Here is a 24692-nt window from a genome sequence, read left to right as displayed (position 1 = left end):
GCCGCCCGTGAGCTCAGTCAACAAGTCGATTTTGTTGGTCGATGACGATCAAGAGATACGCGAGTTGCTGGACACCTACCTGACCCGCGCCGGTTTCCAGGTGCGTACCACGCCCGACGGCGCCGGTTTTCGTCAGGCGCTGAACGAGGCGCCGAGCGATCTGGTGATCCTTGATGTGATGCTGCCCGACGAAGACGGCTTCAGCCTGTGCCGCTGGATTCGCCAGCATCCGCGCCAGGCACAGGTGCCGATCATCATGCTCACCGCCAGTTCCGACGAAGCCGACCGTGTCATCGGCCTGGAACTGGGCGCCGACGATTATCTGGGCAAGCCGTTCAGCCCACGGGAGTTGCAGGCGCGGATCAAGGCGTTGCTGCGCCGCGCGCAGTTCGGTCAGGAGCGCAGTGGCGGTGAGGTGCTGGCCTTCGATGACTGGCGTCTGGACATGGTCAGCCATCGGCTGTTTCACATCGACGGCGAAGAGGTGATTCTCTCGGGCGCAGACTTTGCGCTGCTGAAACTGTTCCTTGATCACCCGCAGGAAATCCTCGACCGCGACACCATCGGCAACGCCACCCGTGGCCGCGATTTGATGCCCCTCGATCGCATCGTCGACATGGCGGTCAGCCGATTGCGCCAGCGCCTGCGCGACACGGAAAAACCGCCACGGCTGATCCGCACCGTGCGTGGCAGCGGCTACCAACTGGCAGCCAACGTGGTTGCCAGCAATGGTCACTGAGACTTTGCGCAAGCTCGCCGCCAAGGTGCCGGTGCCGCGTTCGCTGCTTGGGCGGATGTTGTTGCTGACCTTGCTGGCGGTGTTGTTCGCCCAGACGCTGTCGAGCGTGATCTGGGTGTCGCAACTGCGCGCCACGCAGCTCGAGGGCCTGGTCACCAGTGCTCGCAGCCTGGCCCATTCAATGACCGCCAGCGTCAGTTATTTCCGTTCGTTGCCGGTGGCGTATCGTCCCTTGGTGCTCGACCAGTTGCGCAGCATGGGCGGCACCCGGTTCGTGGTGACGCTCAACGACAAACCCCTGGGCATGGAAGTGCTGCCCATCACCCCGCGCAAAGAGGCGGTGCTCAAAGCGGTGGACGAAGTGCTGCGCCAGTCCCTCGGCCAGGACACGGTCATCTCGGTGACCTTCGTCAGCCCGGAAGACCTGCGCATCTTCAATGGCGGCCTGAAACTCGATGAGTTGCCACGCTCCTGGGCGCACTACGCGCTGACCCTGGAGCCGGTGAATCCGCCGGTGCTGGTCACGCAGATCCAGATGGCGCCGGGCGAATGGCTGTACATCGCCTCGCTGTTGCCCGAGCCCTACACCAGTCTTGAAGAGCAGGGCCTGCCGGCGCAGCAGGTGTGGTTCATCGTCCTGACCAGCAGCTTTTTGCTGTTGTTCATCGGCCTGCTGGTGCACTGGCAGAGTCGTCCGCTCAAGCGCCTGGCGCGGGCGGCGCGGGATTTGTCGTTGGGGGCTGACGTGGAGCCGGTGGCCGAGGGCGGCGGCAGCGAAGTGGTCGAGGTCGGGCGCGCCTTCAACACCATGCGCGAGCGCATCAGTCGTTACCTGACCGAGCGCAGCCAGTTGTTCAGCGCCATTTCCCACGACCTGCGCACGCCGATCACCCGCTTGCGCCTGCGGGTTGAGTTGCTTGAAGACGAAACGCTGCAAGCCAAGTTCGGGCGCGACCTGGACGAGCTCGAATTGCTGGTCAAGGGCGCGCTGCAATGCGTGAAAGACACCGACATCCACGAGAACATCGAGCCGGTGGATCTCAACCATGTGCTCGACTGCCTGGTGGAGCCCTATCTCGCGCCGAACGGCAACGGCCGCGTGACCCAACAGGGGCGGGCGCTGGCGGCGTACCCGGGCAAACCGCTGGCGCTCAAGCGCTGCATCGGCAACCTGATCGACAATGCGTTGAAGTACGGGCAGAACGCGCACCTGCACATCGATGACGACGAAAGCGCGTTCATCCTGCATGTCGATGATGAAGGGCCGGGCGTGCCGGAGCAGCGCCTGGAGCAGGTGTTCGAACCGCACTTCCGCCTGGCCGGGCAGCAGCAGGGTTATGGGTTGGGGCTGGGGATTGCCCGCAACATTGCCCATAGCCATGGCGGTGAGGTCAGCTTGCAGAATTTGCGTGAGGGCGGGTTGCGAGTGACCCTGCAGTTACCCCGCTCGATGGATTGAAAGGATCTTGCTATGCAATTGTCACAGCCTGGTGACATAACCCACCCCCTTCGTTACATGCCTACCTTCCCCCGTTGTTTATGCTGCCCCACAGTCAAAACAACAAAAAAGGTACGCCATGGACACCTTCCAACCGGCCTTCAGCAGTTGGCTGAACGCACCTGCCCATCAGCAATGGCTTGCCACCGAAGGCTTGCGCCTGCTGGCGTTTGCCAAAGCTTCGAAACTGCCTGAAGGCTTCGGCAACCTCGATGAAAAGGGTCGCCTTGCGGCTGATGCGCAAGCCCAGACCATGAACACCGCGCGCATGACCCACAGCTTCGCCATGGCCCATATTCAGGGCTTGCCGGGTTTTGCCGAACTGGTCGATCACGGCATTCAGGCCTTGTGCGGGCCATTGCGCGACGCGCTGCATGGCGGCTGGTTCGCGGCTGCCGAACATCGCGACGACAATACCGGCAAGAACGCCTATCTGCATGCCTTCGTCGCGCTGGCCGCCAGTTCTGCGGTGGTCGCACAGCGCCCCGGTGCACAAGCCTTGCTCGATGATGCCATCGACATCATCGACACCTGTTTCTGGCGCGAAGAAGAAGGCGCGATGCGCGAGTCTTTCAATCGCGACTGGAGCGAAGAGGAGGCGTACCGGGGTGCCAACAGCAACATGCACGCCACCGAAGCCTTCCTCGCCCTGGCCGATGTCACCGATGACAACCGTTGGTTGTGCCGTGCCCAGCGCATCGTCGAGCGCGTGATCCATGATCACGCCGCCGCCAACGATTACCTGGTGATCGAGCATTTCGACCGCGACTGGCAGCCGCTGCGGGACTACAACCACGACAATCCGGCCGACGGCTTCCGCCCCTACGGCACCACCCCGGGCCATGGTTTCGAGTGGGCGCGGCTGTTGCTGCACCTCGAGGCGTCGCGGGTGAAGGCCGGGATGCTCACGCCGGGCTGGCTGGTCACCGACGCGCAAAAACTGTTCGAGCACAATTGCCTCCACGGCTGGGAGGTCGATGGCGCGCCGGGCATCGTCTACACCCTGGACTGGGACAACAAAGCGGTGGTCCGCCATCGCCTGCACTGGACCCATTGCGAAGCCAGCGCCGCCGCCAGTGCGCTGCTCAAGCGCACTGGGGAGGTGCAATACGAACACTGGTACCGATTATTCTGGGAATTCTGTGACAGTCATTTCATCGACCGCTGCGATGGCAGCTGGCATCACGAACTCGACCCGCTGAACCGCCCGAGTGCCGATATCTGGCCCGGTAAACCTGACCTTTACCACGCCTGGCAAGCCGTGCTGATTCCGCGCCTGGCGCTGGCACCGAGCATGGCCACGGCGCTGGCGCAGTTGTCCCAGAGCGGTTCTATGTAACCATGCGGTGACATTCGCGCATCCCTTCGTTACCTGCGAGGGGCTATCCCCTGTTTAGAATCCTATGCAGCGCAAGCAACAGACTTGCATGCATAACAACAAGAAAGGTGCTCCTAGATGAATGCGATTTCTCGCCTCGCTACTGTCATTTCTCTCGCTTCCCTGTCTGCACTCCCCCTCAGTGTCCTGGCCGCCGAATCCAAAGGCTCCGTTGAAGTCGTTCACTGGTGGACCTCCGGTGGTGAAAAAGCAGCGGTCGATGTCCTGAAGGCTCAAGTCGAAAAAGACGGCTTCACCTGGAAGGATGGCGCAGTCGCCGGCGGTGGTGGTTCCACGGCCATGACCGTACTCAAGAGTCGCGCCGTAGCCGGCAACCCGCCGGGCGTTGCACAGATCAAGGGTCCGGACATCCAGGAGTGGGGCAGCACTGGCCTGCTCAGCACCGACGCGTTGAAAGACGTTTCCAAGGCGGAAAACTGGGATGGCCTGCTGTCGAAGAAAGTCTCCGACACCGTGAAGTACGAAGGTGACTACGTCGCCGTTCCGGTGAACATTCACCGTGTCAACTGGCTGTGGATCAACCCGGAAGTATTCAAGAAAGCCGGGATCGAAAAAGCCCCGACTACCCTCGAAGAATTCTATGCCGCCGGCGACAAGCTCAAAGCCGCCGGCTTCATCGCGCTCGCCCACGGCGGCCAGCCTTGGCAAGACAGCACCGTGTTCGAAGACGTGGTGCTCTCGGTCATGGGCGCCGACGGTTACAAGAAAGCCCTGGTCGACCTGGACCAGAAAACCCTGTCCGGCCCGCAGATGACCCAGTCGTTCGCCGAGCTGAAAAAGATCACCGGCTACATGGACCCGAACCGCGCCGGTCGTGACTGGAACATCGCCGCCGCCGACGTCATCAATGGCAAGGCCGGCATGCAGATGATGGGCGACTGGGCGAAAAGCGAGTGGACTGCGGCGAAGAAAGTCGCGGGCAAGGACTACCAGTGCGTAGCGTTCCCTGGCACTGAAAAAGCCTTCACCTACAACATCGACTCCCTGGCGGTGTTCAAGCTCAAGGCCGATCGCAAGGGCGACATCGCTGCCCAGCAAGACCTGGCCAAGGTCGCATTGGGTACCGACTTCCAGAAAGTCTTCAGCATGAACAAGGGTTCGATCCCGGTGCGTAACGACATGCTGAGCGAAATGGACAAGCTCGGCTTCGACGAGTGCGCCCAGAAGTCGGCCAAGGACTTCATCGCGGACGACAAGACCGGCGGCCTGCAACCGAGCATGGCGCACAACATGGCCACTTCCCTGGCGGTGCAAGGCGCGATCTTCGATGTGGTCACCAACTTCATGAACGACAAGGATGCTGACCCGGCCAAGGCCAGCGCCCAACTGGCCTCGGCTGTCAAAGCGGCCCAGTAATCCCTGACACAGCCTGACCCAATGTGGGAGCGGGCTTGCTCGCGAATGCGGACTGACATTCAACATTGATGTCGACTGACGCACCGCTTTCGCGAGCAAGCCCGCTCCCACAAGGGACCACCGTGTCGATTCATTTCTCTAAACCTGGATTATCCCGATGAGCTCTGTGGCGGTTTTCAGCAAAGCCTCACCGTTCGATGCGCTGCAACGCTGGCTACCCAAGTTGGTACTCGCGCCGAGCATGCTGATCGTGTTGGTTGGCTTCTACGGTTACATCATCTGGACGTTCATTCTGTCCTTCACCAACTCCAGCTTCATGCCGAGCTACAAGTGGGTCGGCCTGCAGCAATACATGCGCCTGATGGACAACGACCGCTGGTGGGTCGCGAGCAAGAACCTCGCGGTGTTCGGTGGCATGTTCATCGGCATCAGCCTGGTGCTGGGCGTGTTCCTCGCGGTGCTGCTGGACCAGCGCATTCGCAAGGAAGGCTTCATCCGCACCGTCTACCTGTACCCGATGGCGCTGTCGATGATCGTCACCGGTACCGCGTGGAAATGGCTGCTCAACCCAGGCCTGGGCCTGGACAAGATGCTGCGTGACTGGGGCTGGGAGGGCTTTCGTCTCGACTGGCTGGTGGATCAGGATCGTGTCGTTTATTGCCTGGTGATCGCCGCCGTGTGGCAAGCCTCAGGGTTTGTCATGGCGATGTTCCTCGCCGGTCTGCGCGGTGTCGATCAATCGATCATCCGTGCCGCGCAAGTCGACGGGGCGAGCCTGCCGACCATCTACCTGAAGATCGTCCTGCCGAGCCTGCGCCCGGTGTTCTTCAGTGCCTTCATGATCCTCGCGCACATTGCGATCAAGAGCTTCGACCTGGTCGCGGCGATGACCGCGGGCGGTCCGGGTTACTCCTCCGACCTGCCGGCGATGTTCATGTATTCCTTCACCTTCAGCCGTGGCCAGATGGGCATCGGTTCGGCCAGCGCCATGCTGATGCTCGGCGCCGTGCTGACCATCCTCGTGCCTTACCTGTACTCCGAGCTGCGAGGCAAACGCCATGACTAATCAACTCGGAAAATCGGGTATCAGTTTCAGCCGCATCGCGATCTACGCCACCCTGCTACTGGCAGCGGCGGTGTACCTGATCCCGCTGGTGGTGATGCTGCTGACCAGTTTCAAATCCCCGGAAGACATCCGTACGGGCAACCTGTTGAGTTGGCCGAGCGTGATCGACGGCATCGGCTGGATCAAGGCATGGGACGTGGTCGGCGGCTACTTCTGGAACTCGGTGAAGATCACCGTGCCGGCGGTGCTGATTTCCACGTTTATTGGTGCGATGAACGGCTACGTGCTGTCGATGTGGCGCTTCCGTGGTTCGCAACTGTTCTTCGGCCTGCTGCTGTTCGGCTGCTTCCTGCCGTTCCAGACCGTGCTGTTGCCAGCCTCGTTCACCCTCGGCAAGTTCGGCCTGGCCAACACCACCACTGGTCTGGTGCTGGTGCACGTGGTCTACGGCCTGGCGTTCACCACGCTGTTCTTCCGCAACTACTACGTGAGCATTCCGGATGCGCTGGTCAAGGCCGCGCGGCTCGATGGCGCGGGCTTCTTCACGATCTTCCTGAAGATCCTGCTGCCGATGTCGATCCCGATCGTGATGGTCTGCCTGATTTGGCAGTTCACCCAGATCTGGAACGACTTCCTGTTCGGCGTGGTGTTCGCCAGTGGCGACGCCCAGCCAATTACCGTGGCCCTGAACAACCTGGTCAACACCAGCACCGGGGCCAAGGAATACAACGTTGATATGGCCGCCGCGATGATCGCCGGGCTGCCGACACTGCTGGTCTACATTTTCGCTGGCAAGTATTTCCTGCGTGGGCTGACGTCCGGCGCGGTCAAGGGGTAGAAACATGGCAACTCTCGAATTACGCAACGTCAACAAGACCTACGGCCCCGGCTTGCCGGACACCCTGAAAAATATCGAACTGAAAATCGATGACGGTGAGTTCCTGATCCTGGTCGGCCCGTCGGGCTGCGGCAAGTCGACCTTGATGAACTGCATCGCCGGCCTGGAAACCATCAGTGGCGGCGCGATCCTGGTGGACGACGCCGACATCAGTGGCATGAGCCCCAAGGATCGCGACATCGCCATGGTGTTCCAGTCCTACGCGCTGTACCCGACCATGAGCGTGCGCGACAACATCGCCTTCGGCCTGAAGATCCGCAAAATGCCGACCGCCGAAATCGACGAAGAGGTCGCTCGGGTTTCCAAGTTGTTGCAGATCGAACACCTGCTCAGCCGCAAGCCAGGCCAGCTCTCCGGCGGCCAGCAACAGCGCGTGGCGATGGGCCGTGCCCTGGCGCGGCGGCCGAAGATCTATCTGTTCGACGAACCGCTGTCCAACCTCGACGCCAAGCTGCGGGTCGAGATGCGCACCGAAATGAAACTGATGCACCAGCGCCTGAAAACCACCACGGTCTACGTGACCCACGACCAGATCGAAGCCATGACCCTGGGCGACAAAGTGGCGGTGATGAAGGACGGGATCATCCAGCAGTTCGGCACGCCGAAGGACATCTACAACAACCCGGCCAACCTGTTCGTGGCGAGCTTCATCGGTTCGCCGCCGATGAACTTCATCCCGCTGCGCTTGCAGCGCAAGGACGGTCGACTGCTGGCGTTGCTCGACAGCGGCCAGGCCCGTTGCGAATTGCCGCTGGGCATGCAGGACGCCGGTCTTGAAGACCGTGAAGTGATCCTCGGCATGCGCCCTGAGCAGATCATCCTGGCCAATGGCGAAGCGAACGGCTTGCCGAGCATTCGTGCCGAAGTCCAGGTCACTGAACCGACCGGTCCCGACACCCTGGTCTTCGTCAACCTCAACGACACCAAGGTCTGCTGCCGCCTGGCACCGGACGTGGCGCCTGCAGTGGGCGAGACCCTGACCCTGCAATTCGATCCGGCGAAAGTGCTGCTGTTCGATGCCAAGAGCGGGGAGCGGTTGGGCGTTGCCGGCGTGCCGAAAGCCGAGGCGCACGCTGATAACGTGGCCCAATTCAAAGGTCGCTGAAGAACAAATGTGGGAGCGGGCTTGCTCGCGAAGGCGGTGTATCAGTCGACATCTGCGTTGAATGGCACACCGCTTTCGCGAGCAAGCCCGCTCCCACAGGGAGGATATGCGTTGGGTGGAGACATCCGTCGCAACCGTTGTAACCGCGTTAAAGAAGAAAAGTTAATAACAATAAAACGAGGAAGTAGGGATGAAGATGAAGAACAAGGCCCGGTTGATCTGCCAGGTTTCAGCAGCGGCAGCACTGGTTCTGGCCGGCAATGCGATGGCCGATGAAGCGTTCAGCTCCGACTCCAAATGGATGACGGGCGACTGGGGTGGCGAGCGTACCAAGCTGATCGAGCAAGGCATCGACATCAAGATGGACTACGTCGGTGAAGTCGGCGGCAATCTGCATGGCGGTTTCAACGATGACAAGACCGCGCGCTACGCCGACCAGTTTGGCCTGGGCGCGGCGCTGGACCTGGAGAAACTGTTCGGCTGGGATAACACCCAGGCCAAGATCCAGCTCACCAACCGCAACGGTGAGAACATCTCCAACGACCGTATCGGCGATCCACGTGCCGGCACCTTGAGTTCCTCCCAGGAAGTCTTCGGTCGTGGTCATATGGTCCGTCTGACCCAGTTGTGGATTCAGCATCAGTTCCTCGACAACAAACTGGACGTCAAAGCCGGTTACTTCGGTGAAGGTGAAGACTTCAACACCTTCCCGTGCGAATTCCAGAACCTGGCGTTCTGCGGATCCCAGGTGGGTAACTGGGCCACCAACATCTGGTTCAACTGGCCGGTCAGCCAGGCGGCGATCCGCGTGAAGTACAACATCAATGATGAGCTCTATGCTCAGATTGGCGCGTACAACCAGAACCCGTCGCAACTGGAGCACGGCAACGGCTTCAAGCTCAGCGGCAGTGGTACTGCGGGCACCGTGTTGCCGGTCGAGCTGGTCTGGTCGCCGAAGGTCAACAACCTGCCGGGCGAATACCGTGTCGGTTACTACAAAAGCACTGCCCCTGCCGACGACGTTCTCAAGGACGACAACGGCCAGGACGCCGCGACCACCGGCAACCCTTTTCGCGTCCACGATAGCAAGCACGGCTACTGGTTCGTCGCGCAGCAGCAACTCACCAGCCACAATGGCGACGCTTCCCGCGGTCTGAACATCGCGGCCAACGCCACTTTCCACGACAAGGACACCAACTTCATCGACAACTACCAGTCGCTGATGTTTGTGTACAAGGGCCCGTTCGACGCGCGTCCGAAGGATGACGTGGGCATCGGTTTCGCCCGTATCCATGTCAACGATGACGTGAAGAAAAACGCCGAGCTGACCAACGCGGCCAACGGTGTTTCGGAATACGACAATCCGCTGTTCTCGCCCATTCGTGAAACCGAATACAACTACGAGATCAACTACGGCTTCCACGTGACCAACTGGCTGACCGTACGCCCCAACCTGCAATACGTCACTCACCCGGGTGGTGTGGATGAAGTCGACAACGCGCTGGTGGCTGGCCTGAAAATTCAGTCGGTGTTCTAACGCGTCTGCGATAAGCTTCTCTCCATGTGCGCATATTTGCGGACAGCCATGGCTGTCCGCTTTTTTTTGCGGGTCGCGCACCCCGGTGACAGTTGATTTCAGGACCGTGGCACATGCTTGAGCATCCGCTACAACGCTTCTTCAAATCCTTGCGCGAACGTCCGGTGTTCGCGTGGGAGCGCTATCAGACGCGCGACGTGCTGGTGATCGATCATCCGCTGTGTCAGGCGGTGTTCAGCCGTCAGGGCGCGCAGTTGTTGCACTTCCAGCCCAAGGGCCAGAAACCCTGGCTGTGGTGCGCGGCGAAGTGGCCGCAGGTCGGCGCCATTCGTGGCGGCGTGCCGGTGTGTTGGCCGTGGTATGGCCGGCATCCGAGCGAAAACGCCTGGCCGTCCCATGGCTGGGCGCGGTTGCTCGACTGGAAGCTGCTCGACAGCAACAGTGACGACGATGGCGTGCGATTGCACTGGCAACTGAAGTTGTGCGACTGGCAGGTGGACCTGCATGCGCATCTGGGTGAGCGCATGGAACTGCGCCTGAGCACCGTGCATCAGGACGACATGCCGTGCCAGTTGAGCCAGGCTTTGCATGCTTACTGGCGTATTGGCGATGTCAGTGAGATAGCGCTGTCTGGGCTCGAGGGTGCGCAGGGTTATGACCAGTTGAGCCGGCAGGTTTGTCAGCAGGAAGGCGAATTACGTGTGGACGGCGGATGCCAGCGGGTGTTCCAGCACGACGGCGAATTGCAGCTCAATGACCACGCCTGGCAGCGGGCGCTGTGTATCGACACGGGTGAAACGGCCGACACGGTGGTGTGGCATCCCGGTTCACGTCCGTTGCTCGGCGTGACCTGGAACGAGATATCCGAATTTGTCTGTGTGGAGGCGGCGAGTGGCGGTACCGACAGCCTGTGCCTGAAGCCTGGGGAGCGGGCGCATTTGAGTTTGCAGGCGCGGGTGGGGGCTTAGTTCTGGATCTTGTGGTGTCTGGGCTGGCCCCTTCGCGGGCAAGCCCGCTCCCACAGGTGACCCGGTTCCGTCAGAACGAACGCGGTCAAATGTGGGAGCGGGCTTGCTCGCGAAGGCGTCCTTTCAAGCAATAAAGATTCAGGATCGGTCAGTTGAACTCATCACCCACCGGATACCGGCTGGCATTCAAGCTCTCCTTGATCTTGCGCAAATGCGGCTGGAAATCCACGCCCCGGCGCAACGTCATGCCGGTGGCGAGCACATCCAGCACGGTCAGCTGGATGATCCGCGACGTCATCGGCATGTAGATGTCGGTGTCTTCCGGTAGCGGAATGTTCAGGCTCAGGGTGCTGGCCTTGGCCAGTGGCGAGTTCTCGGCGGTCAGGCCAAGCACCGAGGCGCCGTTTTCCCGGGCGATGCGTGCCACTTCCACCAGTTCGCGGGTGCGACCGGTGTAGGAAATGATCACGAACAGCTCGCCGGTATGGGCCACCGAGGCAATCATGCGCTGCATCAGCACATCCGCGTGGGCCGTGACGGCAAGGTTGAAGCGGAAGAACTTGTGCTGCGCATCCAGTGCCACCGGGGCCGAGGCGCCGAGGCCGAAGAAGTGGATCTGCCGGGCCTGGATCAGCAGGTCGACGGCGCGGCTGATCAGGTTCGGGTCCAGTGCCTGGCAAGCGCTGTCCAGCGAGGCGATGGCGCTGCCGAAGATCTTCTGGGTGTAGGCCTCCGGATTGTCATCGGCTTCCACCGCACGACTGACATAGGCGGCACCACTGGCCAGGCTCTGGGCCAGTTGCAGTTTGAGCTCAGGGTAGCCGCTGACGCCGAACGAACGGCAGAAACGGTTGACCGTCGGTTCGCTGACCGAGGCGGCCTGGGCGAGGGCGGCGATGCTGAAGCGGGTGGCCTGCTGCGGGTTGAGCAGGATCACCTCGGCGACTTTGCGTTCGGCCTTGTTCAGCTCTTCAAGGCGATTCTGGATTTGCTCCAGTAAATTTCGCACGCGGTCCATATAAGTTTCCTTGATTCACCGGCACCGATAAGCGCGCGGCTAATGCAAAAAGGGCCTTTGGTGAGGCCCGTAACGGTGGCCTATCCTACTGATGGCTCCGACCGACCACCACTCGGAATCTGTATTTTGCGAAAATGTTGTGGTTATTACTACATTTTCCCTTGAGTGATGCCTTAAAAAAAGGTATTTGTAGCTTAACTTGATAAAAGAACAAACATCATGCTCTCGATTACGGTTGAACCGTGCACCTTTGCCTTGTTCGGCGCCCTTGGCGATCTGGCCTTGCGCAAGCTGTTTCCTGCCCTTTATCAACTTGACGGCGCCGGCCTGTTGCACGAGGACACCCGGATCATCGCGCTGGCCCGTGAGCCGGGCAGCGAGCAGGAACACCTGGCGTTCATCACCTCCGAGCTGCGCCGCTATGTCGGTGCCAAAGAGCTGGATGAAGCCGTGGCCGAGCGTTTTCTGGCGCGCCTGAGCTACCTGCACGTCGACTTCCTCAATTCCGAAGATTATGTGGCCCTGGCCGAGTCCGCCGGCAGTTCGCAGCGGGTCATCGCCTACTTTGCGACCCCGGCCGCCGTGTATGGCGCGATTTGCGAGAACCTGGCCAAGGTCGGCCTGGCGCAAAACACCCGTGTGGTGCTGGAAAAACCCATCGGTTCGGACCTGGAGTCCTCGCGCAAGGTCAACGACGCCGTAGCGCAGTTCTTCCCGGAAAACCGCACCTATCGCATCGACCATTATCTGGGCAAGGAAACCGTCCAGAACCTGATCGCCCTGCGTTTCGCCAACAGCCTGTTCGAAACCCAGTGGAACCAGAACTACATTTCCCACGTGGAAATCACCGTGGCCGAGAAGGTCGGTATCGAAGGCCGCTGGGGTTACTTCGACAAGGCCGGCCAGCTGCGGGACATGATCCAGAATCACCTGTTGCAGCTGCTCTGCCTGATCGCCATGGACCCGCCGGCCGACCTGTCCGCCGACAGCATCCGCGACGAGAAGGTCAAAGTGCTCAAGGCCCTGGCGCCGATCAGCCCGGAAGGCCTGACCACCCAGGTGGTGCGCGGCCAGTACATCGCCGGCTACAGCGAAGGCAAAGCGGTACCGGGGTACCTGGAAGAACCCAATTCCAACACCCAGAGCGACACCGAAACCTTTGTCGCCCTGCGTGCCGACATCCGCAACTGGCGCTGGGCCGGCGTGCCGTTTTACCTGCGTACCGGCAAGCGCATGCCGCAGAAGCTGTCGCAGATCGTCATCCACTTCAAGGAACCGTCGCACTACATCTTCGCTCCCGAGCAGCGCCTGCAAATCAGCAACAAGCTGATTATCCGCCTGCAGCCGGACGAAGGCATTTCCTTGCGTGTCATGACCAAAGATCAAGGCCTGGACAAGGGCATGCAGCTGCGCAGCGGTCCATTGCAGCTGAATTTTTCAGACACCTGGAGCAGCGCACGGATTCCCGATGCCTACGAACGGTTGTTGCTGGAAGTGATGCGCGGCAATCAGAACCTGTTTGTCCGTAAAGATGAAATCGAAGCCGCGTGGAAGTGGTGTGACCAGTTGATCGCCGGGTGGAAAAAATCCGGTGATGCGCCCAAGCCGTACGCGGCCGGGTCCTGGGGGCCGATGAGCTCCATTGCACTGATCACGCGGGACGGGAGGTCGTGGTATGGCGATATCTGATTTGAAACTGCCGCAGGGCGTCAGCGCCCATGCATACAAGAGCCCGGTGCTGCTGGCTGAAAGCCTGGCACTGAACGTGGCGAAACAACTGAGCGACGCGATCGACGCCCAGGGCACTGCGACCCTGGTGGTTTCCGGTGGCCGCAGCCCGGTGGCATTTTTCCAGCACCTGGCCAAGCAGACGCTGGACTGGTCGAACGTGGTGATCAGCCTGGCCGACGAGCGCTGGGTACCGGTGGAGCACGCCGACAGCAACGCGGGTCTGATCAAGCGTTACCTGCTGCAAGGTGCGGCGGCCAAGGCGCAGTTCCTCAGCCTGTACAGCGCCAGCGCCAGCGCCAACCTGGAACAGGCGGCCGAGCAGGCCGACCGTTTGCTGTCCGAGCTGCCGGTGATTGACATGCTGATCCTCGGCATGGGCGATGACGGCCACACCGCGTCGCTGTTCCCCAACAGCCCGAACCTTGCCGAGGCGTTGCAGGCTGATGGCATTCGTCGTTGCTGGCCGATGCTGGCGCCGACCGTGCCGCATCAGCGCCTGACCATGAGCCGCGCGCTGCTGGCCTCGGCCAAGCATAAGGTTCTATCGATTTCCGGTCAGTCCAAGCTGACCACCCTGAGTACCGCACTGGCCGGTGACGATGTCGCCGCAATGCCGATTCGCGCGTTTCTGCAACCCACGTTAGAGATTTACTGGTGCCCATGAGCCAAGGAACAGCCGCTATGACAAACCTATCCCCGACCGTTTCCATGGCGGACAAAGTTGCCCTGATCGACAGCATCTGCGCGAAAGCGCGGATTCTGCCGGTGATCACCATCGCCCGCGAGCAAGACGTTCTGCCGCTGGCCGACGCCCTCGCGGCCGGTGGCCTGACGGCCCTGGAAGTGACCCTGCGTTCGCAATTCGGCCTCAAGGCCATCCAGATTCTGCGTGAGCAGCGTCCGGAACTGGTGACCGGTGCCGGCACCGTGCTGGATCGCCACATGCTGGCGGCGGCGGAAGCGGCCGGCTCGCAATTCATCGTCACGCCGGGCATCACTCGTGATCTGCTGGAAGCCAGCGTCGCCAGCCCGATTCCACTGTTGCCGGGCATCAGCAATGCCTCGGGCATCATGGAAGGCTATGGTCTGGGCTATCGCCGCTTCAAGCTGTTCCCAGCCGAAGTCAGCGGCGGCGTCGCGGCCATCAAGGCTTTGGGCGGCCCGTTCGGCGAAGTGAAATTCTGCCCGACCGGCGGCGTGGGACCTGCCAATATCAAGAGCTACATGGCATTGAAAAACGTCATGTGCGTGGGCGGTAGCTGGATGCTTGATCCGGAGTGGATCAAGAACGGCGACTGGGCCCGCATTCAGGAATGCACCGCCGAGGCTTTGGCGCTGCTGGACTGATCGCTTCACCCTACACCTCGTTGTGTGTTCTACGGCTTTACGGTGCGCTTGGTCGGTGCACCGTTTTTTTTTGCCCGGAACAAACAGGTACGACTCGAAACCTGTGGGACCAAGGACATCATGCGATACATAGTTACCGCATAACGAAAATCGGCCAGTGCTAGCCTGCGTCCATCTTATGGAAGAGAGAACGTCATGGACGCTACCACCTCAGTTGCACCCGCTGCACCGGTTTACCTGCTGTCCCCCGAACAGATTGCCGGCCCGTATTTCCGCAACCCCAAACTGATCCGCAGAAACATCAGCGAAGGCGCTGAAGGCGCTCCGTTGGTGTTGCGGCTGACCATTGTCGATGCCATGACCGGTGAGCCGGTCCCCGATGCGCTGGTGGATATCTGGCACTGCAATGCCCGCGGTGCCTATTCGGGCTGGGGCAAGATCAACCCGGACGTCGAGGTCGATACCGGTGACATCGGCGCCGTCCCGCGCACCGATGACGATACCTACCTGCGTGGCGGGCAGTTCACCGACAAGTTGGGCATCGTGCGCTTTACCACGATCTATCCGGGTTTTTACGCCGGTCGCGCATTGCACATTCACGTCGCCGTACGCATCACGGCCGGCAACAACTATCTGCAAGAACGGCATGTCGCCTGGGTCGGGCAGCTTTACCTGCCTGAGGTGGCCTCGCGCTCGGTACTCGGCAACCGACCGTACAGCGGTCGAGCCGTACCGGTACTGACCAACGATCAGGACTTTTTTTATACAACCATGGGCGGTGAAGAATCGACCCTGAGCGTGCACACCCTGGGGCGGGACTCGGCTGAAGACGGATACTTCGGGCAGATGACCATCGGCATCGACACGTTCGCCGTGTCGACACAGATCAAGCCCGAGGACTTTGACAAATACACCGTCTGACGTCAGCCCAGTTCGGTCAGTGCCCTGGCCAGCACATCCATGTCAGCCGCAGTGGTGGTAAGCCCCGGTGTTATGCGGATGCACGGACCGCATGCCGCGCCACTGCGGGTCACGGTGAACAGGTTGTATTCATTGAGCAGGCGCTGGACCATGAGTTGCTGGTCGGCATGCCGGGTAAAACGCATCGAGGTGATGCCGCAATACAGGCGCGGGTCATCCGGGGTCAGGACTTCGACGCCCGGCAACCGCCGAGCCGCACCGACCCAGCGGTTGCGCAGATAATTGAGCCGCGCACCCTTGGCCGCGGCACCCCCCATCGCCCAATGTTCTTCGAGCACCAGCGGCAGGGTCAGCAGCGCCGGGATATTGGGGGTGCTGTACGAGGTACGGGCGCGAATGTCAGCGGGCGGAAAATGCATTTCGCCCATGTCCGGATCGATATCGGCCAGGCGTTCGGGAGCGATGTAGATAAAGCCAAGCGTCAGCGGTGCGCCGATCCACTTGTGCAGATTGTAGCCGGCGAAGGCGATACCCAGTTCGCTCAGGTCGAATTCGAGCTGGCCGAGGGCATGGGCCCCGTCGAGGATGACGTCGATGCCGTGTTCCTTTGCCGCGGCTGCAATCGCCTGCACCGGCATCACCAGGCCCGTGCGATGGGTGACGTGGGTCAGGGCCATCAGCTTCAGCCGCGGATGTCGCGCGAAGGCTTCACGATAGGTATTGAGCAGGCTGTCGAAGGTTGCCGGGTGTGCGTGTTCGATCTCGATCACTTCGACACCACGATTGCGCGCCAGCCAACGCATGGCGCCTTTGACCGTGTCGTATTCCAGATCGCAAACCAGTACCTGATCGCCGGGCTGCAGCCGGTTGTAGTTGCGGATCAGCGACTGCAAACCTTCCGAGGCGTTGCGGGTCAGGGCGATGCTGTCGGCGGGTACGCCAATCAACCTGGCCATCTGCGCGCGGATCTTCAGGCTGTCGCCTTGTTCGAAGCGCTGGCGCACATAGACCGAGTTGCTGCGGTTGATCAGCTCGATGTTGCGCTGGTATTCCTCGACCACCGTGCGCGACATGCGTCCGAAGTAACCGTTCTCCAGGTTGAGCGGGCCGGGTTCGACATCGTAGCGGTCGGCAAAGGTTTGCCAGAAGGCTTCATCACGGGCGCGGCGGGTGTTGTCGGGCATGGGCTACTCGGTAGGTGATTCAGTGGCGCGGGGCAGGTTTGCCGTGTTTGGCGCGCAGCGGTTCGAGCAAGTCCGACAAACCGTTGTGATCGATTTCCTGCATCAGGGCCAGCAGGCCGCCCAACTCGCCGTGAGGGAAACCCTCCCGGGCGAACCAGTTCAGGTAAGGGCCGGGCAGGTCGGCAATGATTCGCCCCTTGTACTTGCCGAAGGGCATTTCGCGGGTAATCAGCAGTTCGAGCTTTTCAGGATTCATCAATCGGTCGTCTTGATTCGGTCAGTCTGGAAAATACAGGCATTCTGCATGCAGGCCAAATGACAGATCATGCAAATAAAACGGATACAGATTTTCTGATAATGGCTAGCTCTTTGAAAAATAAAGAATAAGTAATCAGTTCCAGGCTGGCATGCAGGGTGCACTTCTCATTGCACCTTTCATCAACCGCGAGGAATTGAAAAATGACCGACATGAATAATGCCAGCTAGCCTGGCGTTTTTTATGCGAGCAGGAATTGCAAGAGACTGCAGTATTTGAGGTACTACGGGGACTGTGGCGAGGGGGCTTGTCGGAATGCCCCCTCGTCACAGAGGGTTAGCCGATGCTGATCGCCGGCAGCGTGGTCAAGGTCACGCTTTGCTGCTTGCGTGGCGCGAGGATTTCCGCCTCGCCATCCACCACCAGTTCATCGCGCTGGTTGAACACGCGAGTGGCAATGCGCACGCGAAACTTCGGCAGTTTTTCCAGGATTTCCAGGCGCACGGTCAGGGTGTCGCCGATCTTCACCGGTTTCTGAAAGCTCATTTGCTGGCCGATGTAGATGGTCCCCGGGCCAGGCAATTCGCAGGCGACCGCTGCGCTGATCAACGCGCCGCTGAACATGCCGTGGGCGATGCGCTCCTTGAACATGGTGCTGGCGGCGTATTCGGCATCCAAGTGCACCGGGTTGTGATCGCCGGACATCGCGGCGAACAACTGGATGTCGCGCTCTTCGACTGTCTTGCTGAAACTGGCGGTCTGGCCGACTTCGAGGGCTTCGTAAGGGGTGTTGGTAACCTGGGTCATTTGTCTCAATTCCTGTTACGAATTAAAAAACTCACAAAAAAACTATTCGGACCGGTGCGGCCGAGGAGTGCTCAAGGCCTGTGCGATCCAGTTCAGTACATCGGCGATGATTTCATCGCAGTTGCTCTCGTTGAACAGTTCGTGCCGCGCCTGCGGGTAAACGGTCAGTTGCAGGTGCTGGCTACCGGCCGTCCGCAGCGCGTCGGCCAGATCCTTGAGACGTTTGCCTTCGCTCACCGGATCACATTCGCCGCCAATCACCAGCAGCGGCAGGCCCGGATCGATCTGGGCGAGATTGGACGCTTTGCTGATTTGCTGCAAGCCACCGAGCAAATCGATCCACAGTTGATTGGTGCAACGGAAACCGCAGAGCGGGTCGTTGACGTACAGATCGACCTGCGCCGGATCACGGCTGAGCCAGTCGAACGGCGTGCGTGCCGGTTTGAATTTGTTGTTGAACGAGCCGAACGACAGCCATTCGATCAATGCACTGCGTCCTTTTTGGCCCTGGCGCAGGCGTTCGAGACGGGCGATTTGCCGTGCCGCGCGATAAAGCGCCGCGGGCTGGAAGTTCGAACCGCTGAGGATTGCCCCGTGCAGGCTGGCACTGTGGTGCAGCAGATAGCCTTGGGCGATGTAGCTGCCCATGCTGTGACCCAACAGCACGATCGGCACGCCAGGGTGCTGCTGGCCGATGTGCTGGTTGATGCAGGCCAGATCGCTCACGACCTTGCACCAGCCATCGTCATCGGCGAAATGCCCGAGGGTCCCGTTTTCGGCAGTTTTGCCATGTCCACGCAGGTCCGGCGCGCACACGCCATAGCCCTGGTCACAGAGCTTTTGCGCCAGGGGACCATAGCGACCGCTGTGTTCGGCCATGCCGTGGGCCAGCAGAATCATTGCCTTGAGGCTGCCGTCGGGAAGCCACTGGTTGACGAAGAGGCGGCTGTGGTCGCTCGTGGTCAGCCAGAAAGTGTCATGGATCATGGCGGTTCCTTTGCATGAGGCTGCCTGGTCGCAAACAGCTCGTTGCAGTTTATAGCGCATCCTTGGCTGGGCGTCTGATCAGCCTACGCCACGGCGAGTAGATTCATACGGTCAATGACGGCTGTGGGCATATTTGCCTGCTACGTCATAACTGCTAGTGTCCGTGAAGCTCCGCTTTTTGCATTTTTTTTGAAAAATGACAGAAAAGTGGCCCCGGATAGATTCAGGTAAAGAGGACAACAACAATGCAACCTGATTTCTGGAATGACAAACGCCCGGCCGGTGTACCCCTGGATATCGATCTGGGAACCTACAAGTCGGTGATCGAGGTGTTCGAGCGTTCCTGCAAGAAGTTTGCTGACCGCCCTGCGTTCAGCAACATGGGCGTGACCCTGACCTACGCCGAACTGGAACGCCAGAGCGCCGCCTTCGCCGGTTATCTGCAAGGCCACACCGACCTGGTGCCGGGGGACCGCATTGCGGTGCAGATGCCCAATGTCCTGCATTACCCGATTGCCGTGTTCGGCGCCTTGCGCGCCGGGCTGATCGTGGTCAACACCAACCCGCTGTATACAGCGCGGGAAATGCGCCACCAGTTCAAGGATTCCGGTGCCCGGGCGCTGGTGTACCTGAACATGTTCGGCCAGAAAGTCCAGGAAGTGCTGCCCGACACCGATATCCAGTACCTGATCGAAGCGAAGATGGGCGACCTGATGCCCACCGCCAAGGGATGGCTGGTCAACACTGTGGTGAGCAAGGTCAAGAAGATGGTCCCGGACTATTCCTTGCCCCAGGCCGTTTCTTTCAAGAGTGCGTTGCATATGGGCCGTGGCCTGGGTATCAAGCCGCTGAGCGTCGGCCTCGACGACATCGCCGTGCTGCAATACACCGGCGGCACCACGGGCCTGGCCAAGGGCGCGATGCTGACCCACGGCAACCTGGTGGCGAACATGCAACAGGCACGGGCCTGCCTCAGCCAGTCGGCCAGCGACGGTCAGCCGCTGCTGCGTGAAGGCCAGGAGGTGATGATCGCGCCGCTGCCGCTGTACCACATCTATGCCTTCACGGCGAACTGCATGTGCATGATGGTGACGGGCAACCACAACGTGCTGATCACCAATCCACGGGATATCGGCGGCTTCATCAAGGAACTGAAGAACTGGCGGTTCTCAGCGTTGCTGGGGCTCAATACGCTGTTCGTTGCGCTGATGGATCACCCGGACTTCAAGACTCTGGACTTCTCCAGCCTCAAGCTCACCAACTCTGGCGGCACTGCGTTGGTCAAGGCCACCGCCGAGCGTTGGGAGCAACTGACCGGTTGCCGCATCACCGAAGGTTACGGCTTGACCGAAACTTCGCCGGTGGCCTGCACCAACCCCTATGGCAGTCAATCGCGGATCGGCACGGTCGGCATGCCGGTGCCGGGTACCACGCTGAAAGTCATCAGCGATGACGGCGTCGAACAACCGCTGGGTGAGCGTGGCGAACTGTGTATCAAAGGCCCGCAGATCATGAAGGGTTACTGGCAGAAACCCGATGCCACGGCCGAAGTGCTGGATGCCGAGGGCTGGTTCAAGTCCGGTGACATTGCGGTGATCGATCCGGACGGTTTCGTGCGTATCGTTGACCGCAAAAAGGACATGATCATTGTCTCGGGCTTCAACGTGTACCCGAACGAAATCGAAGACGTGGTGATGGCTCACCCGAACGTCGCCAACTGTGCAGTTATCGGTGTGCCCGACGAGCGGTCGGGGGAGGCGGTGAAGCTGTTCGTGGTGGCCCGTGAAGCGGGGGTCAGCCTTGAGGAGCTGAAGGCTTACTGCAAGGAGAATTTCACGGCGTACAAAGTACCGAAGCACATTGTGCTGCGTGAGTCGTTGCCGATGACGCCGGTGGGCAAGATTTTGCGGCGGGAGTTGCGTGATATTGCCTGATCTGTGAATGGCCGCGCTTTGCGCGGATCGCTGTAGGAGCAGCCGGTCGACGCTCGATTGCTCGCGAAGGTCGTGAACGATAACGCGCAAACCAGCTGCCCAGTGGCGGCTTCCGGTTTTTCGCGAGCAAGCTCGCTCCTACATTCATACATCGAAGCCCCGGTTTTCGTGGGCTATAGGGCTTTATAGGTTTTTTGCTCTAAAATGACCGCTTGCAAGTCTTGAGTCACAATTGTGACCGTAGAGGCCGATTTTGGCTCTAGTCGACCCTTGGCAAAGCTGCTACTCTCGGCGCGCTTTGTGACTTCTCGGCCTTCTATCAGCCAGATTCACCAATGACCAAACACCAATAATAATCGCATCAAATGCGGTGCTGAATTCGCGTTGCTGAGGAGTGGGCTTCCATGATCGAAGACTTTTGGAAGGATAAGTACCCAGCTGGGATTGCTGTCGACATCAATCCAGACGAGTATCCGAATATTCAGGCAGTGTTGAAGCAATCCTGCCAACGCTTCGCCAACAAGCCGGCATTCAGCAACCTGGGCAAGACACTCACCTACGGTGAACTGTACGAATTGTCCGGTGCCTTTGCCGCTTACCTGCAACAGCATACCGATTTGCAGCCTGGCGATCGAATCGCCGTGCAACTGCCCAACGTGTTGCAGTACCCGGTAGCCGTCTTCGGTGCCATCCGCGCCGGGCTGATCGTGGTCAACACCAACCCGCTATACACCGCGCGGGAAATGGAACACCAGTTCAACGACTCCGGTGCCAAGGCCCTGGTCTGCCTGGCCAACATGGCGCACCTGGCGGAAACCGTGGTGCCGAAAACCGGCGTCAAGCACGTGATCGTCACCGAAGTCGCCGACCTGCTGCCGCCACTCAAGCGTCTGCTGATCAACAGCGTCATCAAGTACGTGAAGAAGATGGTGCCGGCCTATCACTTGCCCAAGGCCGTCAAATTCAACGACGTGCTGAGCAAAGGCCTGGGCCAGCCAGTGGCGGAAGCCAACCCGGCCAGTGGTGATGTTGCGGTACTGCAATACACCGGCGGCACCACCGGCGTGGCCAAGGGCGCGATGCTGACCCACCGCAACCTGGTGGCGAACATGCTGCAGTGCAAGGCACTGATGGGCTCCAACCTCAATGAAGGTTGCGAGATCCTGATCACGCCGCTGCCGCTGTACCACATCTATGCGTTCACCTTTCATTGCATGGCGATGATGCTGGCGGGCAACCACAACATCCTGATCAGCAACCCGCGCGACCTGCCGGCGATGGTCAAGGAACTGTCGAAGTGGAAGTTCAGCGGCTTCGTCGGCCTGAACACGCTGTTCGTGGCCCTGTGCAACAACGAAGGCTTCCGCAAACTGGATTTCTCTGCGCTGAAAGTCACCTTGTCGGGCGGCATGGCCCTGCAACTGGCCGCGGCCGAACGCTGGAAGGCGGTGACCGGTTGCGCCATCTGCGAAGGCTACGGCATGACCGAAACCAGCCCGGTGGCGACAGTGAACCCGATCCAACACATCCAGGTTGGCACCATCGGTATTCCGGTGCCGTCGACCCTGTGCAAAGTCATCAACGATGCCGGTGTCGAGCAGCCTCTGGGCGAAATCGGCGAACTGTGCGTGAAGGGTCCGCAAGTCATGAAAGGTTACTGGCAGCGCCAGGAAGCCACGGATGAAATCCTCGACAGCGAAGGCTGGTTGAAGACCGGTGACATCGCGCTGATCCAGCCCGATGGCTACATGCGCATTGTCGATCGCAAGAAAGACATGATCCTGGTGTCCGGTTTCAACGTGTACCCGAACGAGCTCGAAGACGTGCTGGCCACCTTGCCGGGCGTGCTGCAATGCGCGGCCATCGGTGTACCGGACGAGAAGTCGGGCGAGGCGATCAAGATTTTCATCGTTGCCAAACCGGGCGTGACCCTGACCAAGGAACAGGTGATGGAGCACATGCGCGCCAACGTCACCGGCTACAAGGTCCCGCGCTCCGTGGAGTTCCGCGATGCACTGCCGACCACCAACGTCGGCAAGATCCTGCGTCGTGAATTGCGCGATGAAGAGCTGAAGAAGATCAACGCGAAGAAAGCTACCGCGTAATCAACAAAAAGCCCCGCAGATGCGGGGCTTTTTGCATCTGTAGGAGCGAGCTTGCTCGCGATGGTCGTTAACGATAACGCGTGTTTACTGGTTAAACGCAGCGCTCTTGAATCCATCGTCGGAACGCCGCCCGGAGCAAGCTCGCTCCTACAAGCGAAACGGCGCGAAGTTGACGTTGGTGCCCGTCGGGCGCATGTCCTGCAGGAAGGAGTCCTTGTCGGCGCTCAGTTCCAGGCTCAATGCCGCCTTGCGCTTGCCTTCATTGCGCACCACCAGGCCTTCGAGTTTCTCGCGCAGGAACACGGTCGGCACTTTCAGGTGCAGCAGCTCGTCGGTGTCCGGTGTGTGCATCAGCAGGTGAATCCACTCGTACTGACCGATTGCAAGGCGCGTCACCGGGAGGTCGAACCACCAGATGTTGCGGTTACGGTTCAGTTCGGCGAAGTGGCAGTTGTTGACGCCAAGCACAGCACCGCCGAGTTCCTGGTTTCTGCGGGCAATGGCCTGCTTTTTATCGAGTTTCATAACGTTCCTACGGGATTGGATCTTCAGCGCCATGGCCTGAATGTGTTGCGCATTCTCAGGGGTTGGCCCGCAAACATAAAGCGCAACCTGCACTGAACGATGAAATGTCGTGGTGAAATAAATGAAACTCCCTGCAAAAGCCCCCGGTCAACCTTGTGTAACGACTTTCCTGCATTGAAATGCCTTGAATGAAAAGAAGACGCGGCCATCTTCAGGTGGCCGTTTTTGTGTCAGCCTGAACTTGCACGCTGAATTTGTTTCAAACTCGCCAACTGGGCTACCTTGATGAAAGAAAACAGCCCCTGAGTCGCCACGACTTCAACCCAATCCGTATGCGGCGAATGGAGACGCGAATGATATTCCCGGACATGAGAGGCTTGCCCCTGCACCGTGTGATGATGCGCACGGTCACCGAGTTCATCGCCGACGAGATGTCGACCTATGCCTCGGCGCTGGCCTATCAAATGCTCTTTTCGCTGTTTCCATTCATCCTGTTCCTGATCGCCCTGATCGGTTTCCTGCATCTACCCGACTTCTTCTCCTGGCTGCGCCTGCAATCGGAACTCGTATTGCCGCCCCAGGCGCTGGAGCAGGTCAACCCGGTGATCGACCAGTTGCAGCAATCCAAGGGCGGCTTGCTGTCAGTGGGTATCGTGATAGCGCTGTATACCGCCTCCGCCGGCGTGCGGCTGATGATGAGCGCGATGAACGCCGCCTACGACGTGGTTGAAGGGCGCCCGCTGTGGAAACGCTTTCCGTTGTCGATCATCTACACCGTCGGCATTGCCGGCATGCTGCTGATCGCCGCGGCACTGATGGTGCTCGGGCCGCAGGTGATGAGCTGGATCGCTGCACAGGTCGGCCTTGAGTACTTCATCGTCACCCTCTGGACCATCGCGCGCTGGCCGGTGATCGTGATCCTGCTGATGGTCGCGGTGGCGTTGATCTACTACGTCATGCCGGACGTCAAACAGGAATTCCGCTTCATCACCCCAGGCTCAGTGCTGGCGGTGGTGGTATGGATCATCGCGTCCCTGGGCTTCGGTTTGTACGTCAAGGAGTTCGCCAACTACAACGCCATGTATGGCAGTATCGGTGCGATCATCGTGCTGTTGCTGTATTTCTACATTTCCGCCGCGGTGCTGCTGCTGGGCGCGGAGATGAATGCCGTGATCGAGCACATGTCACGAGAGGGCAAGGACCCTGGTGAAAAAGTGGCTGGCGAGCATGGTCCCGTCCATGAGGAAAAACACCACGTGTCGGGCCTGGGCCGCGATCACTCACACAAACCGACCATTGATGAAACCTGAT

The 24692-nt window shown here is 60.1% G+C and carries 22 protein-coding genes; 16 read left to right on the top strand and 6 right to left on the bottom strand.

Features of this window, described 5'->3' with window-relative positions; genetic code table 11:
• Positions 1-7: 7 nt before the first annotated feature.
• The 9 genes from AC1DVE_RS18200 to AC1DVE_RS18160 all read left to right on the top strand — a co-directional run bounded on the left by AC1DVE_RS18200 (position 8) and on the right by AC1DVE_RS18160 (position 10566).
• A complete protein-coding gene (locus tag AC1DVE_RS18200) occupies positions 8-739 on the top strand; it encodes a response regulator (protein ID WP_056725962.1) in 732 nt (243 codons plus the stop codon).
• Positions 740-770: 31 nt separating this feature from the next.
• Positions 771-2198: an ATP-binding protein gene (locus AC1DVE_RS18195; protein WP_223458030.1), complete on the top strand. Its 1428-nt coding sequence runs from the start codon at positions 771-773 to the stop codon at positions 2196-2198.
• 118 nt (positions 2199-2316) lie between these two features.
• On the top strand, positions 2317-3576 hold the full coding sequence (locus AC1DVE_RS18190; RefSeq protein ID WP_477784104.1) for a D-mannose isomerase: 1260 nt from the start codon (positions 2317-2319) through the stop codon (positions 3574-3576).
• 117 nt (positions 3577-3693) lie between these two features.
• A complete protein-coding gene (locus AC1DVE_RS18185) occupies positions 3694-4992 on the top strand; it encodes an ABC transporter substrate-binding protein (RefSeq protein ID WP_223457994.1) in 1299 nt (432 codons plus the stop codon).
• A gap of 157 nt (positions 4993-5149) precedes the next feature.
• On the top strand, positions 5150-6058 hold the full coding sequence (locus AC1DVE_RS18180; RefSeq protein WP_007974433.1) for a carbohydrate ABC transporter permease: 909 nt from the start codon (positions 5150-5152) through the stop codon (positions 6056-6058).
• Positions 6051-6896, top strand: coding sequence for a carbohydrate ABC transporter permease (locus AC1DVE_RS18175; RefSeq protein WP_223457992.1), 846 nt, complete (start codon positions 6051-6053; stop codon positions 6894-6896). Before AC1DVE_RS18180 ends, AC1DVE_RS18175 begins: the two co-directional genes overlap by 8 nt.
• Positions 6897-6900: 4 nt before the next feature.
• The gene (locus AC1DVE_RS18170; protein WP_223457990.1) at positions 6901-8061 is read left to right on the top strand and encodes an ABC transporter ATP-binding protein; all 1161 of its coding nucleotides are present in this window, start codon (positions 6901-6903) and stop codon (positions 8059-8061) included.
• A 190-nt stretch (positions 8062-8251) separates the two neighbouring features.
• Complete coding sequence (locus AC1DVE_RS18165; protein WP_223457989.1) at positions 8252-9598, top strand: carbohydrate porin; 1347 nt, start codon at positions 8252-8254, stop codon at positions 9596-9598.
• A 113-nt stretch (positions 9599-9711) separates the two neighbouring features.
• Positions 9712-10566, top strand: coding sequence for a D-hexose-6-phosphate mutarotase (locus tag AC1DVE_RS18160; RefSeq protein WP_223457987.1), 855 nt, complete (start codon positions 9712-9714; stop codon positions 10564-10566).
• A gap of 148 nt (positions 10567-10714) precedes the next feature.
• Here AC1DVE_RS18160 and AC1DVE_RS18155 read toward each other — a convergent pair whose 3' ends face one another.
• Positions 10715-11575 carry a MurR/RpiR family transcriptional regulator gene (locus AC1DVE_RS18155; protein ID WP_170948639.1) on the bottom strand — a complete coding sequence of 287 codons (861 nt, stop codon included), beginning with the start codon at positions 11573-11575 and terminating at the stop codon, positions 10715-10717.
• A 228-nt stretch (positions 11576-11803) separates the two neighbouring features.
• Between AC1DVE_RS18155 and zwf the strand changes: the two genes are divergently transcribed.
• The 4 genes from zwf (at position 11804) to AC1DVE_RS18135 (ending at position 15583) form a co-directional block, all read left to right on the top strand.
• Positions 11804-13273: a glucose-6-phosphate dehydrogenase gene (gene zwf, locus AC1DVE_RS18150; RefSeq protein ID WP_223457985.1), complete on the top strand. Its 1470-nt coding sequence runs from the start codon at positions 11804-11806 to the stop codon at positions 13271-13273.
• Complete coding sequence (gene pgl, locus AC1DVE_RS18145; protein ID WP_223457983.1) at positions 13260-13979, top strand: 6-phosphogluconolactonase; 720 nt, start codon at positions 13260-13262, stop codon at positions 13977-13979. Before zwf ends, pgl begins: the two co-directional genes overlap by 14 nt.
• A gap of 17 nt (positions 13980-13996) precedes the next feature.
• Positions 13997-14662, top strand: coding sequence for a bifunctional 4-hydroxy-2-oxoglutarate aldolase/2-dehydro-3-deoxy-phosphogluconate aldolase (locus tag AC1DVE_RS18140; RefSeq protein WP_223457981.1), 666 nt, complete (start codon positions 13997-13999; stop codon positions 14660-14662).
• Positions 14663-14857: 195 nt separating this feature from the next.
• On the top strand, positions 14858-15583 hold the full coding sequence (locus tag AC1DVE_RS18135) for an intradiol ring-cleavage dioxygenase (RefSeq protein WP_223457979.1): 726 nt from the start codon (positions 14858-14860) through the stop codon (positions 15581-15583).
• A 2-nt stretch (positions 15584-15585) separates the two neighbouring features.
• On the opposite strand, the gene AC1DVE_RS18130 is transcribed toward AC1DVE_RS18135, so the two are convergent.
• The 4 genes from AC1DVE_RS18130 to AC1DVE_RS18115 form a co-directional block, all read right to left on the bottom strand.
• The gene (locus AC1DVE_RS18130; RefSeq protein ID WP_223457977.1) at positions 15586-16767 is read right to left on the bottom strand and encodes an aminotransferase class V-fold PLP-dependent enzyme; all 1182 of its coding nucleotides are present in this window, start codon (positions 16765-16767) and stop codon (positions 15586-15588) included.
• 19 nt (positions 16768-16786) lie between these two features.
• Positions 16787-17023 carry a DUF3820 family protein gene (locus AC1DVE_RS18125; RefSeq protein WP_003227425.1) on the bottom strand — a complete coding sequence of 79 codons (237 nt, stop codon included), beginning with the start codon at positions 17021-17023 and terminating at the stop codon, positions 16787-16789.
• Positions 17024-17359: 336 nt separating this feature from the next.
• Positions 17360-17830: a MaoC family dehydratase gene (locus tag AC1DVE_RS18120; protein WP_007995982.1), complete on the bottom strand. Its 471-nt coding sequence runs from the start codon at positions 17828-17830 to the stop codon at positions 17360-17362.
• Between the two features lie 42 nt (positions 17831-17872).
• On the bottom strand, positions 17873-18817 hold the full coding sequence (locus AC1DVE_RS18115; RefSeq protein ID WP_223457975.1) for an alpha/beta hydrolase: 945 nt from the start codon (positions 18815-18817) through the stop codon (positions 17873-17875).
• Positions 18818-19062: 245 nt separating this feature from the next.
• On the opposite strand from AC1DVE_RS18115, the gene fadD2 reads away from it, so the two are divergent.
• Together fadD2 and fadD1 are read left to right on the top strand one after the other, a co-directional pair.
• A complete protein-coding gene (gene fadD2 / locus AC1DVE_RS18110) occupies positions 19063-20751 on the top strand; it encodes a long-chain-fatty-acid--CoA ligase FadD2 (protein ID WP_477784103.1) in 1689 nt (562 codons plus the stop codon).
• A gap of 404 nt (positions 20752-21155) precedes the next feature.
• On the top strand, positions 21156-22856 hold the full coding sequence (gene fadD1, locus AC1DVE_RS18105; protein WP_223457971.1) for a long-chain-fatty-acid--CoA ligase FadD1: 1701 nt from the start codon (positions 21156-21158) through the stop codon (positions 22854-22856).
• A 147-nt stretch (positions 22857-23003) separates the two neighbouring features.
• Here the strand turns inward: fadD1 and AC1DVE_RS18100 are convergent, their stop codons facing one another.
• Positions 23004-23381, bottom strand: coding sequence for a hypothetical protein (locus tag AC1DVE_RS18100; RefSeq protein WP_223457969.1), 378 nt, complete (start codon positions 23379-23381; stop codon positions 23004-23006).
• Between the two features lie 353 nt (positions 23382-23734).
• On the opposite strand from AC1DVE_RS18100, the gene AC1DVE_RS18095 reads away from it, so the two are divergent.
• The gene (locus AC1DVE_RS18095) at positions 23735-24691 is read left to right on the top strand and encodes a YihY/virulence factor BrkB family protein (RefSeq protein ID WP_046042267.1); all 957 of its coding nucleotides are present in this window, start codon (positions 23735-23737) and stop codon (positions 24689-24691) included.
• The last annotated feature ends 1 nt before the right edge of the window (position 24692 follow it).

The sequence above is a fragment of the Pseudomonas sp. P4_B4 genome (assembly GCF_056402255.1).
Note: the sequence above shows the minus strand (reverse complement) of the source record. Positions and strands in the feature narration are given on the sequence as shown.

What these genes read in the sequence shown, in the direction of transcription:
- AC1DVE_RS18190 (WP_477784104.1), top strand. Translation starts at nt 2,317, where the DNA reads ATGGACACCTTCCAACCGGCCTTCAGCAGTTGGCTGAACGCACCTGCC.
- AC1DVE_RS18185 (WP_223457994.1), top strand. Translation starts at nt 3,694, where the DNA reads ATGAATGCGATTTCTCGCCTCGCTACTGTCATTTCTCTCGCTTCCCTG.
- AC1DVE_RS18180 (WP_007974433.1), top strand. Translation starts at nt 5,150, where the DNA reads ATGAGCTCTGTGGCGGTTTTCAGCAAAGCCTCACCGTTCGATGCGCTG.
- AC1DVE_RS18175 (WP_223457992.1), top strand. Translation starts at nt 6,051, where the DNA reads ATGACTAATCAACTCGGAAAATCGGGTATCAGTTTCAGCCGCATCGCG.
- AC1DVE_RS18170 (WP_223457990.1), top strand. Translation starts at nt 6,901, where the DNA reads ATGGCAACTCTCGAATTACGCAACGTCAACAAGACCTACGGCCCCGGC.
- AC1DVE_RS18165 (WP_223457989.1), top strand. Translation starts at nt 8,252, where the DNA reads ATGAAGATGAAGAACAAGGCCCGGTTGATCTGCCAGGTTTCAGCAGCG.
- AC1DVE_RS18160 (WP_223457987.1), top strand. Translation starts at nt 9,712, where the DNA reads ATGCTTGAGCATCCGCTACAACGCTTCTTCAAATCCTTGCGCGAACGT.
- zwf (WP_223457985.1), top strand. Translation starts at nt 11,804, where the DNA reads ATGCTCTCGATTACGGTTGAACCGTGCACCTTTGCCTTGTTCGGCGCC.
- pgl (WP_223457983.1), top strand. Translation starts at nt 13,260, where the DNA reads ATGGCGATATCTGATTTGAAACTGCCGCAGGGCGTCAGCGCCCATGCA.
- AC1DVE_RS18140 (WP_223457981.1), top strand. Translation starts at nt 13,997, where the DNA reads ATGACAAACCTATCCCCGACCGTTTCCATGGCGGACAAAGTTGCCCTG.
- AC1DVE_RS18135 (WP_223457979.1), top strand. Translation starts at nt 14,858, where the DNA reads ATGGACGCTACCACCTCAGTTGCACCCGCTGCACCGGTTTACCTGCTG.
- AC1DVE_RS18130 (WP_223457977.1), bottom strand. Translation starts at nt 16,767, where the DNA reads ATGCCCGACAACACCCGCCGCGCCCGTGATGAAGCCTTCTGGCAAACC.
- AC1DVE_RS18125 (WP_003227425.1), bottom strand. Translation starts at nt 17,023, where the DNA reads ATGAATCCTGAAAAGCTCGAACTGCTGATTACCCGCGAAATGCCCTTC.
- AC1DVE_RS18120 (WP_007995982.1), bottom strand. Translation starts at nt 17,830, where the DNA reads ATGACCCAGGTTACCAACACCCCTTACGAAGCCCTCGAAGTCGGCCAG.
- AC1DVE_RS18115 (WP_223457975.1), bottom strand. Translation starts at nt 18,817, where the DNA reads ATGATCCATGACACTTTCTGGCTGACCACGAGCGACCACAGCCGCCTC.
- fadD2 (WP_477784103.1), top strand. Translation starts at nt 19,063, where the DNA reads ATGCAACCTGATTTCTGGAATGACAAACGCCCGGCCGGTGTACCCCTG.
- fadD1 (WP_223457971.1), top strand. Translation starts at nt 21,156, where the DNA reads ATGATCGAAGACTTTTGGAAGGATAAGTACCCAGCTGGGATTGCTGTC.
- AC1DVE_RS18100 (WP_223457969.1), bottom strand. Translation starts at nt 23,381, where the DNA reads ATGAAACTCGATAAAAAGCAGGCCATTGCCCGCAGAAACCAGGAACTC.
- AC1DVE_RS18095 (WP_046042267.1), top strand. Translation starts at nt 23,735, where the DNA reads ATGATATTCCCGGACATGAGAGGCTTGCCCCTGCACCGTGTGATGATG.